Origin of the sequence: Mycobacterium sp. IEC1808 (assembly GCF_002101935.1) — a bacterium.
Classification (GTDB): Bacteria; Actinomycetota; Actinomycetes; order Mycobacteriales; family Mycobacteriaceae; genus Mycobacterium.
Map to the genome: position 1 here is coordinate 20,873 of NZ_LQPV01000001.1, position 10,360 is coordinate 31,232.

Consider the following 10,360-nt stretch of genomic DNA (forward strand, 5'->3'; position numbering starts at 1 on the left):
GGAGCTCCCGAAAAGACATGGCGGACGGCGCATCACGACGCTCATCGGTTCGGCTGGCAGCGGCGCTGCTGGCCGCCGTGATCGTGGCCTTCGCCGTCCTCACCTACCTTTCGTACACCGCGGCCTTCGCCTCGACCGACACCGTCACCGTCTCGGCGCCACGGGCGGGCCTGGTGATGGACAAGGGCGCCAAGGTCAAGTACCGCGGCATTCAGATCGGCAAGGTCACCAGCATCGACTACTCCGGTGACCAGGCTCGGCTGACGTTGGCCATCAGCAGCGATCAGATGCACTTCGTCCCCTCCAACGCGACGGTGCACATCGCGGGCAACACCATCTTCGGTGCCAAGTCGGTCGAATTCATTCCGCCCCAAGCCCCTTCGCCGACATCCCTGCGCCCGGACGCGCACGTCGAGGCCTCCGCAGTAGCGCTCGAGGTCAATACGCTGTTCCAATCGCTCATCGACCTGCTCCACAAGGTCGACCCGGTGGAGCTGAACGGCACGCTGAGCGCGCTGTCCGAAGGGCTGCGCAACCACGGCGACGACTTCGGATCGCTGCTGTCCGGGCTGAACACGCTGGCACGCCAGGCGAATCCGAAGCTGCCCGCCCTGCAGGAGGACTTCCGCAAGGCCGGGATCGTGACCAACACCTACGCCGACGCCGCCCCCGACCTGAACACCGTCTTCGACAACCTGCCCACCATCAACCGGACTGTCGTCGACAAGCAGAAGGACCTCAACGACACGCTGCTGGCGGCGATCGGCTTGGCCAACAACGCCTATGAGACGTTGGAACCCGCCGAGCAGAACTTCATCGACGCCATCAACAGGCTGCGCGCCCCGATCAAGGTGGCCCACGACTACTCGTCCGAATTCGGCTGCTTCTTTGCCGGTGTCGAGCGCGGCATCAAGGAATTCGCCCCGCTGATCGGTGTGCGCAAGGCCGGGCTGTTCACGTCGTCTAGCTTCGTCCTGGGTGCGCCGTCGTACACGTATCCGGAATCCCTGCCGATCGTCAACGCCTCCGGCGGTCCGAATTGCCGCGGACTGCCCGACATCCCGACCAAGCAGACCGGTGGGTCGTTCTACCGGGCGCCCTTCCTCGTCACCGACAACGCCAACATCCCGTACGAGCCGTTCACCGAGCTGCAGTTCGACGCGCCCTCCACCCTGCAGTTCCTGTTCCACGGCGCCTTCGCGGAACGGGACGACTTCTGATGGCGGCCGCGGGGATGCCGTCGCACCGGTCGATGCTGATCAAGGTCAGTATCTTCGCGGTGGCCATGATATTGGTGAGTGCGTCGCTGGTGGTGGTCTTCGGGGACTTCCGGTTCGGTCCCGAAAGTACTTACCACGCAACGTTCACCGACGTGTCGAAGTTGAAGTCCGGTCAGAAGGTGCGCATCGCCGGCGTGCCGGTCGGAGCGGTGTCGGGCGTGAAGCTCAACCAGGACAACACGATCGACGTAAAGTTCGGGGTGGACAGCCGCTACACGCTGTATTCGTCGACGCGGGCGGTGATCCGGTACGAAAACCTGGTCGGCGACCGATATTTGGAGATCACCTCGGGCCCCGGGGAGCTGCGTAAGCTGCCGCCGGGCGGCACGATCAACTCCCAACACACCCAGCCCGCACTGGATCTCGACGCGCTGCTGGGCGGGCTGCGGCCGCTGGTCAAGGGCCTGGACGCCGACAAGGTCAACACCATCAGCAGCGCGGTGATTCAGTTGTTGCAGGGCCAGGGCGGAGCGTTGTCCAATGTGCTCGCCGACACGAGCGCGTTCTCGTCGGCGCTGGGCCAGCGCGACCAGCTGATCGGCGACGCGATCACCAACCTCAACACCGTGTTGGGCACCGTCGACCAAAAGAGCGCGCAGTTCTCGGCCAGCGTCGACCAGTTGCAGCAATTGATCACCGGGCTGGCCAAGAACAAGGACTCGATCGCGGGGGCCATCCCCCCACTGGCGTCCACCACCACGGACTTGACTGAGCTGCTGAAGAATTCGCGCCGCCCGCTGCAGGGGATCCTCGAGAACACCCGACCGCTGGCCACCGAGTTGGACAACCGCAAGGCCGAGGTGAACAACGATGTCGAGCAACTCGGCGAGGACTACCTGCGGCTGGCCGCGCTCGGCGCGTACGGGTCGTTCTTCAACATCTACTTCTGCTCGGTGACGATCAAGATCAACGGCCCGGCCGGCGGCGACATCCTGATACCGTTCGGCGGCCCGGTGGACCCCAGCAAGGGAAGGTGCGCTTTTGTCAAGTAACGCAAGGCGCGAACGCGACCCGCTGCGCACCGGCATCTTCGGTGTGGTGCTGGTGGTTTGCGTGGTGCTCATCGCGTTCGGATACGCGGGCCTGCCGTTCTTTCCGCAGGGCAAGATGTACGAGGCCTACTTCACCGACGCGGGCGGCATCAACCCGGGCAACTCCGTTTACGTGTCAGGCTTCAAGGTGGGCAAGGTAGCCTCGGTCGGCCTGGCCGGCGACAGCGCGAAGGTGACCTTCAGCGTCGATCGGCATGTCGTCGTCGGCGATCAGTCGATGGCCGCGATCCGCACCGACACCATCCTCGGTGAGCGTTCCATTGCGGTGACCCCGGCCGGCAGCGGCAAGGCGACCACGATTCCGCTGAGCCGCACGACGACGCCGTACACGCTGGCCGGCGCGCTCGAGGATCTGGGTAACAACGCCAGCAACCTGAACAAGCCGCAGTTCGAGCAGGCCTTGAACGTGCTCACCGACACGCTGCACGACGCCACGCCCGAACTGCGCGGCGCGCTGGACGGCGTGACATCGCTGTCCCGCACGCTGAACCGCCGCGACGAGGCGCTGCAGGGCCTACTGGCGCATGCGAAGTCGGTGACGGGGGTGTTGTCGCAGCGCGCTGACCAGGTCAACAAGCTGGTGGACGACGGCAACGAGTTGTTCGCCGCGCTCGACGAGCGGCGCGCCGCGATCGGCGAGTTGATCTCGGGCATCGGCGGTCTCTCACAACAGATTTCCGGCTTTGTCGCCGACAACCGCAAGGAGTTCGGCCCCGCGTTGAGCAAGCTGAACCTGGTGCTGGCCGACCTCAACGAGCGCCGCGACTACATCATCGAGGCCCTCAAGCGGCTGCCCACCTACGCCACCGAGCTTGGCGAGGTGGTCGGTTCCGGGCCCGGGTTCAACGTCAACGTCTACGGTGTGATCCCGGCGCCGTTGGTGGCGACGATGTTCGATTTCTTCTACCAGCCCGGAAAGCTGCCGGCCAGCCTCGCCGACTACCTGCGCGGGCTGATTCAGGAACGCTGGATCATCAGGCCGAAATCGCCATGACACGGTTCACCGGCAGCAGGAGCGTGCGCTACGGCATCATCATCGCGCTGGTCGCGATGCTGGTGGGTGGCGTGTATGTGCTGTCGTCGCAAGGCAATAGCCGGACCGTCATCGGCTACTTCACCTCCGCCGTCGGTCTGTATCCCGGCGACCAGGTCCGCATCCTGGGCGTGCCGGTCGGTTCGATCGACACGATCGAGCCGCGGCCTTCCGACGTAAAGATCGTCATGTCGGTGGCCAAGGATGTCAAGATCCCCAAAGATGCCCGGGCCGTGATCATCTCGCCGAACCTGGTGTCGGCGCGGTTCATTCAGCTCACCCCCGCGTACACCGGCGGGGCGGTGCTGCCCGACGGCGGCAGCATCGACCTGAACCGCACCGGCGTGCCGGTGGAATGGGACGAGGTGAAGGAGTCCCTGACGCAGCTGGCCGTCCAGCTCGGTCCGACGACAGGATCGATGCAAGGCCCGCTGGGCAAGGCGATCAACCAGGCCGCTGACACGCTCGACGGCAAGGGCGAGTCGTTCCACAACGCGTTGCGCGAGCTCTCGCAAGTCGCCGGGCGGCTGGGCGATTCGCGCAGCGACATCTTCGGCACGGTCAAGAACCTGCAGGTGCTCGTCGATGCGCTGTCGGCGAGCAACGAACAGATTGTGCAGTTCGCCGGGAATGTGGCCTCGGTGTCGCAGGTGCTCGCCGACAGCTCGCGGCATCTGGACAACACCCTGGGCACGCTCAACCAGGCGCTTTCGGACATCCGCGGATTCCTGCACGAGAACAACTCGACGATCATCGATACGGTCAACAACCTCAACGACTTTGCGCAGACGTTGAGCGACCAGAGCGACAACATCGAGCAGGTGTTGCACGTGGCCGGCCCGGGCATCGCCAACTTCTACAACATCTACGACCCGGCGCAGGGCACCCTGAACGGTCTGTTGTCCATCCCCGAATTCGCCAACCCCGTGCAGTTCATCTGCGGTGGTTCCTTCGAGACCGCCGGCGGACCGCGGGCGCCCGACTACTACCGGCGCGCCGAGATCTGCCGCGAGCGGCTCGGCCCGGTGTTGCGCCGGCTCGCGGTGAACTACCCGCCGGTCATGTTCCACCCGCTTAACACGATCACCGCGTACAAGGGTCAGATCATCTACGACACCCCGGAGACCCAGGCCAAGGCGGCCACCCCGATTCCGCAGCTGACCTGGATACCGGCCCAGGGGTCCCACCTCCCCCCGGCCGCCCAGAACCCCGCGGATTTGCAGGCCCTGCTGGTCCCGACGGCGCCGCAGCCGGCCCCGGGGCCCCCTCCGGCAGGACTCAGCTCGGGCGCCTCGCCCGGTCCGGCCCCGGGTCCCGGCCCGGGGAACGCCTATGGTCCGCTGCCCGGCCCCCCGCCGGGTCCGGCGCCGGGCGCGCCGCCGGCCGATCAGGGCGGTGGCGGATGAGGCGAATCTGGTTGCGCGGCACCGTGTTAGCGGCCGGTGGCGCGCTGCTGGCCGGGTGCCAATTCAACGGCCTCAACTCCCTGTCGATGCCCGGCACGGCCGGCCACGGCAGCGGCGCGTATTCGATCACGGTCGAGATGCCCGACGTGGCGACGCTGCCCCAGAACTCACCGGTGATGGTCGACGACGTCACTGTCGGCAGCGTCGCGGGCATTTCGGCCGAGCAGCGTTCCGATGGATCCTTCTACGCCGCGGTGAAGCTGGCGCTAAACAAGAACGTCGTGTTGCCGGCGAATTCGACCGCAACGGTGGCCCAGACGTCGTTGCTGGGCTCGATGCACATCGACCTGGCGCGTCCCAAGGACAAGCCGGCGACCGGCCGACTCAAGGATGGCTCGAGGATCACCGAGGCCAACACGGGCCGCTATCCGACCACCGAAGAGGTGCTCTCGGCACTGGGCGTCGTCGTCAACAAGGGCAATCTCGGTGCGCTGGAAGACATTACCGACGAGACCTATCAGGCGTTCGCCGGTCGCCAGGACCAGTTCGTGGACCTGATCCCCCGGCTCGCCGAATTGACGGCGGGTCTCAACCGGCAGACCAACGACATCATCGACGCGGTCGACGGGCTGAACCGATTCTCCGCGATCCTGGCGCGCGACAAGGACAACCTGGGCCGGGCGCTGGACACTCTGCCCGAGGCCCTGCGGGTGCTCAGCAAGAACCGGGACCACATCGTCGAGGCGTTCGCCGCTTTGAAGAAGCTGGCGACGGTGACCTCCCACATCCTGGCACAAACCAAGGTGGACTTCGCCGAAGACCTCAAGGGCCTGTACTCGGTCGTCAAGGCCCTCAGCGACAACCGCAAGAACTTCGTCACCTCGCTGCAGATCCTGCTGACGTTCCCGTTTCCCAACTTCGGCATCAAGCAGTCGGTGCGCGGTGACTACCTCAACGTGTTCACCACCTTCGACCTGACCTTGCGCCGGATCGGTGAGACGTTCTTCACCACGTCCTATGCACTGGACCCGAACATGATGCACATGAGCGAGGTGCTCAACCCGCCCGACTTCCTGACCGGCGAGCTGGCCAACCTGTCCGGACAGGCGGCCGACCCGTTCAAGATTCCGCCCGGTACGACTTCGGGTCCTGAGGGACGGTAGGGCGGCGCATGATCGACAAGCTCACCAAAGTCCAGCTCGGCATCTTCGCGGTGATCACCGCCATCACGCTGACTGTGATGGCCGTCTTCTACCTGCGGCTGCCCGCCACCTTCGGCCTCGGAACGTACGGCGTCAGCGCCGATTTCGTGGCGGGGGGCGGTCTGTACAAGAACGCCAACGTCACCTACCGCGGCGTCGCGGTCGGCCGGGTGGAGTCGGTGGGCCTCAACCCCAATGGCGTCACCGCCGAAATGCGGCTCAACAGCGGCACGCCCATACCGTCGAACGTCACCGCCACCGTGAAGAGCGTCTCCGCCGTCGGTGAGCAGTACATCGACCTGGTACCGCCCGGCAATCCGGCATCGACCAAGCTGCACAACGGATCCCGGATCGACCGGCAGAACACCCGGATCGGTCAGGACGTCGCCGATCTGTTGAAACGGGCGGAGGCACTGGTCAACAGCCTCGGCGACACCCGGTTGCGCGAACTGCTACACGATACCTTCATCGCTGCCAACGGGTCGGGTCCCGAGCTGGCCCGGCTGATCGAATCCGCCCGGCTGCTGGTGGACGAGGCCAACGCCAACTATCCGCAGGTCTCCCAGTTGATCGATCAGGCCGGCCCGTTCCTACAGGCCCAGATCCGCGCCGGCGCCGACGTCAAATCGCTGTCGGATGGCTTGGCGCGCTTCACTTCCGAGGTGCGCCAAGCCGACCCGCAGCTACGCGAGACGCTGGCCACCGCCCCGGGCGCGACCGACGAGGCCAGCACCGCGTTCTCCGGCATCCGCCCGTCGTTCCCGGCGTTGGCCGCGAGCCTGGCCAACCTGGGCCGCGTCGGAGTGATTTACCACAAGTCGATCGAGCAGCTGCTGGTGGTGCTGCCGGCGCTGTTCGCGGCGATCACGACGGCCGCCGGCGGCGCCCCACAGGACGAGGGCGCCAAGCTGGACTTCAAGCTCGACCTCAATGACCCGCCCCCGTGCGCCGTCGGCTTTTTGCCGCCGCCGCTGATGCGCACGCCGGCGGACGAGACGCTGCGCGAGCTGCCGAGGGACATGTACTGCAAGACGGCACAGAACGATCCGAGCACCGTGCGCGGTGCCCGCAACTACCCGTGCCAGGAGTTCCCCGGCAAACGGGCGCCGACGATCCAGCTGTGCCGCGACCCGAAGGGCTACGTTCCGGTCGGCCGCAACCCGTGGCGCGGGCCGCCGGTGCCGTACGACACTCCGGTGACGAATGGGCTGAACGTGTTGCCGCCCAACAAGTTCCCGTACATCCCGCCCGGTGCCGAACCCGATCCGGGCACACCGATCGTGGGCCCACCGCCACCGGGCGTGGTGCCCGGGCCCGGGCCGTTACCGAACCACCAGCCGGCCTTCGATCCGCCGCCCCCGAACGACCGGCCGCCACCGCCGGGCAACCCGTCGTGGATGCCGCCAGGCGTCCCACCGGTGCCGCCGATGCTTCCCTATCCCAAGTGGCTCCCACCGCCGGCGCCTCCGGAGGGCATCAATCCGCCGCCCGCGGGGCCGGGACCGGAGAAGCCGTGGGGGCCGCCGCAGGGTCCACCGCCGCAGGCCAGCGGCCCGGCCTACACCACCTATGACCAGCGCACCGGAGCGTTTGTGGACCCGGCCGGCGGGACTGGTACGTTCGCGGCCGGCGCCAGTGGCGCCTCCAGCGCCGAGAACTGGGTGGACCTGATGCTTGATCCGAGGCCGATGTAGTGGCCCCAGAAGTGCCAGAAACGACGACGCGGCGGGTGCGTCGCCGTGCTTCGCGCGCGGCGGGGCCGGCCAAGGGCGAGGCGCGCGAGGCCGCTCCGGTCAAGGTCGACGTTGCGGACCGACCGAAGCCGCCGGCGAAACCTGTTGCGACCCTGAAGCCGGTCAAGCCGCCGCCGCGGCGCCGGCCGAACCGCGCCCTGGTGCTGCGGACGTCGTTCGCCGCGGCGCTGGTGGCGGTCGGCGCGCTGACCGCCTGCCTGGTGGCGCTGGTCGTCCAGCAGCGGCACGCCGACGCGGCGCAGGCGCGCGATCAGCGCTTCGTCGACACCGCCACGCAGACGGTGGTCAACATGTTCAGCTACAAGCAGGACAACATCGACGAGAGCGTGAACCGGTTCTACGAGAGCACCAGCGGCCCGCTGCGCGGAATGCTGGGCGCCAACAACAACATTGAGAACCTCAAGGGCCTGTTCCGCTCCACCAATGCGACGTCGGAAGCCGTCGTCAACGGCGCCGCGCTGGAGGGGGTCGATTCGGTCACCGACAACGCGTCGGTGTTGGTGTCGGTGCGGGTTACGGTCGCCGACATCGACGGGACGAACAAGCCGTCCATGCCGTATCGGTTGCGGGTGATCGTGCACGAGGACGAGCGCGGGCGGATGACCGGCTACGACCTGAAGTATCCGGATGGGGGTAACTGATGCGGTTGCTGATCGCCGTCGCGGGCTCCCTACTGGTGGCTGCCTTCGTCGGGCTGTCCGCGGCGGCCGGTTGGTTCTACTGGGAGCGGGCGCAGACGCGCGGCGAGGCGGCCGCGCGGGCGGTGTTGCCGGGGCTGGCCGCCAAGGAGATACCCGAGGTGTTCGCCTACGACTATCAGACCGTCGAGCGGAGCCTCTCGGCCGCATACCCGTTGCTGACGCCCGCCTATCGCCAGGAGTTCCAGAAGAGCGCCAACGCGCAGATCATTCCGGAGGCGAAGAAGCGTGAGGTCGTCGTCCAGGCCAATGTCGTTGGCGTGGGCGTCATGTCGGCCAAGCGGGATTCGGCGTCGGTTATGGTCTACCTGAACCGCACCGTGACCGACAAGTCACGGCAGCCGCTCTACGACGGCAGCCGGTTACGGGTCGACTTCACCAAAGTCGGCAGGCAGTGGCTGATCGCCTACATCACACCGATCTAGGCGCCGGTCGAGCGTCACGCTAGCGTGACGCTCGACGCCCAAAGTTGCGCTGGCGTGACTCCCGGCCGTGGGGCAACAGGCCAACCCTCAGAAGCACATCGCAATGTCGTTGCAGCGCAATGGATAACGCTCGATCGGGCTGGGCGGAGGGCCGGTGAGTGCCAACGAAAACGGTTGCTTGCTCATCGCCGATTCCAGGCCGCACTCTGGGCCATGCAGACTGGTGTGTGTGCCGGTGAGCGTCTCGTCGTCAAACGCATAGGTTTCGGTGGATGCCGCGGTGCCGCCGCCCGGGCACGAAACGCCGTCGGCAATGTCGACTTTGAAGGTCCAGCGTTGGCTCACCAGCCGGGCCCTGCCGCTGAAGTTCTGCAGCTTGTCCTGCCGGCTGATCCGTTCGTCGGTCGCGCTCACGATGTTCAGGGCACAAAAGTCCGCCATGATGTCCGGGTTCGAATAGTCCTTGTAGTAGCGGCTTCCGTTCACCTGATCGCACAGCGCCGTGATCGTCCAGGTCACCCCGGAGACCCCCGCCTGATTGAAGGAGTAATTGCCGTCCGGTGGCGGCGCGACGGCTCCGGCGGGTTCGCCCGATTCCAAGGCGATTCCGAGCGCGACGGCCGAGCAGATGCCGGCGCCGGCGGCCAGGCCACGACGGAGCTTCATGACGTTCCTCCCTCTACGCTGCATCGAGTATCACAGCGTTTGGGCGGCAGCACCATGGGGGGTTATGGCAAACCGTGCGCCCCGCTGTGGCCGAACGGCCCGGCAAAGCCCCCGCTTCCGCCATTTCCGCCGCCGGTGCCATTCCCGCCGTTCCCACCGTTGCCGATGAATACGGCGTCGCCGCCCCTGCCGCCGTTGGCGGGTGCGGCGCCGTTGCCGGCGTCGCCGCCCCTGCCGCCGCCGCCGAAGAGCCCGCCGACGCCACCGTCGCCCCCGGCCCCGCCGGCGCCGGTGCCGGATCCGGCGCCACCCGTGCCGCCGGCACCGCCGTGGGCGAATATCCCCGTTCCGCCGCCCTTCCCGCCGGCACCGCCGACTCCGGCCGGGCCGCTGCCGGCACCGCCCGTGCCGCCGGCACCGCCGCCGCCCAACAGCTTGACGTTGCCGCCGTCGGCCCCGCGGCCGCCGATAAGGCCGGCCCCGCCGTCGCCGCCGTTGCCGCCGTCGCCGATGATCCCGCTGTTGCCGCTATTGCCGCCGTCCCCGCCGGTGCCGAGGAACGCGGAGCCGCCCTGGCCGCCGTGACCACCGTTGCCGAACACCCCGGCGGTGCCCGCGTCGCCGCCGCTGCCGCCGTGTCCACCCGCTCCGGTGGCGTCGCCGCCGGTCCCGCCGGTGCCGCCGTTGCCGTGCAGCCACGCGCCCTTGCCGCCGTGGCCACCGAAACCGCCTATCCCGTTGGCGCCGGTAGCGCTCCCGCCGGCCCCGCCGGTGCCGCCGTTGCCCTGCAACCAGCCGCCGTTGCCCGCGTTACCACCCAAACCGCCGGCGGTATCGCCGGCCC

Annotated in this window: 10 protein-coding genes; 8 read left to right on the forward strand and 2 right to left on the reverse strand. The window is 67.5% G+C overall.

Features of this window, described 5'->3' with window-relative positions; genetic code table 11:
- Positions 1–17 precede the first annotated feature (17 nt).
- The 8 genes from AWB92_RS00105 to AWB92_RS00140 are packed head-to-tail and all read left to right on the forward strand — an operon-like array spanning position 18 to position 8,850.
- Complete coding sequence (locus AWB92_RS00105; protein WP_085183532.1) at positions 18–1,220, forward strand: MCE family protein; 1,203 nt, start codon at positions 18–20, stop codon at positions 1,218–1,220.
- Positions 1,220–2,272: an MCE family protein gene (locus AWB92_RS00110; protein WP_085183533.1), complete on the forward strand. Its 1,053-nt coding sequence runs from the start codon at positions 1,220–1,222 to the stop codon at positions 2,270–2,272. The genes AWB92_RS00105 and AWB92_RS00110 overlap by 1 nt, the downstream gene beginning before the upstream one ends.
- Complete coding sequence (locus tag AWB92_RS00115) at positions 2,262–3,326, forward strand: virulence factor Mce family protein (RefSeq protein WP_085183534.1); 1,065 nt, start codon at positions 2,262–2,264, stop codon at positions 3,324–3,326. The genes AWB92_RS00110 and AWB92_RS00115 overlap by 11 nt, the downstream gene beginning before the upstream one ends.
- Positions 3,323–4,771 (forward strand): virulence factor Mce family protein, encoded by a 1,449-nt coding sequence (locus tag AWB92_RS00120; protein ID WP_085183535.1) that lies wholly within the window; start codon positions 3,323–3,325, stop codon positions 4,769–4,771. Before AWB92_RS00115 ends, AWB92_RS00120 begins: the two co-directional genes overlap by 4 nt.
- The gene (locus AWB92_RS00125; protein ID WP_085183536.1) at positions 4,768–5,934 is read left to right on the forward strand and encodes a virulence factor Mce family protein; all 1,167 of its coding nucleotides are present in this window, start codon (positions 4,768–4,770) and stop codon (positions 5,932–5,934) included. Before AWB92_RS00120 ends, AWB92_RS00125 begins: the two co-directional genes overlap by 4 nt.
- An 8-nt stretch (positions 5,935–5,942) precedes the next feature.
- Positions 5,943–7,667: a virulence factor Mce family protein gene (locus AWB92_RS00130; protein WP_085183537.1), complete on the forward strand. Its 1,725-nt coding sequence runs from the start codon at positions 5,943–5,945 to the stop codon at positions 7,665–7,667.
- Positions 7,667–8,368: a mammalian cell entry protein gene (locus AWB92_RS00135; RefSeq protein WP_085183538.1), complete on the forward strand. Its 702-nt coding sequence runs from the start codon at positions 7,667–7,669 to the stop codon at positions 8,366–8,368. The genes AWB92_RS00130 and AWB92_RS00135 overlap by 1 nt, the downstream gene beginning before the upstream one ends.
- Positions 8,368–8,850: a mammalian cell entry protein gene (locus AWB92_RS00140; RefSeq protein ID WP_085183539.1), complete on the forward strand. Its 483-nt coding sequence runs from the start codon at positions 8,368–8,370 to the stop codon at positions 8,848–8,850. The genes AWB92_RS00135 and AWB92_RS00140 overlap by 1 nt, the downstream gene beginning before the upstream one ends.
- 87 nt (positions 8,851–8,937) lie before the next feature.
- Here the strand turns inward: AWB92_RS00140 and AWB92_RS00145 are convergent, their stop codons facing one another.
- Both AWB92_RS00145 and AWB92_RS30275 read right to left on the reverse strand, forming a co-directional pair.
- Positions 8,938–9,516, reverse strand: coding sequence for a hypothetical protein (locus AWB92_RS00145; RefSeq protein ID WP_085183540.1), 579 nt, complete (start codon positions 9,514–9,516; stop codon positions 8,938–8,940).
- Positions 9,517–9,578: 62 nt separating this feature from the next.
- Positions 9,579–10,360, reverse strand: a 782-nt coding sequence (locus AWB92_RS30275; protein ID WP_158090341.1) for a PE-PGRS family protein, incomplete at its 5' end; no start/stop codon positions are given.

Coding starts and splice junctions, on each gene's coding strand:
- AWB92_RS00130 (WP_085183537.1), top strand. CDS start 5,943: ATGATCGACAAGCTCACCAAAGTCCAGCTCGGCATCTTCGCGGTGATC.
- AWB92_RS00125 (WP_085183536.1), top strand. CDS start 4,768: ATGAGGCGAATCTGGTTGCGCGGCACCGTGTTAGCGGCCGGTGGCGCG.
- AWB92_RS00145 (WP_085183540.1), bottom strand. CDS start 9,516: ATGAAGCTCCGTCGTGGCCTGGCCGCCGGCGCCGGCATCTGCTCGGCC.
- AWB92_RS00110 (WP_085183533.1), top strand. CDS start 1,220: ATGGCGGCCGCGGGGATGCCGTCGCACCGGTCGATGCTGATCAAGGTC.
- AWB92_RS00105 (WP_085183532.1), top strand. CDS start 18: ATGGCGGACGGCGCATCACGACGCTCATCGGTTCGGCTGGCAGCGGCG.
- AWB92_RS00120 (WP_085183535.1), top strand. CDS start 3,323: ATGACACGGTTCACCGGCAGCAGGAGCGTGCGCTACGGCATCATCATC.
- AWB92_RS00140 (WP_085183539.1), top strand. CDS start 8,368: ATGCGGTTGCTGATCGCCGTCGCGGGCTCCCTACTGGTGGCTGCCTTC.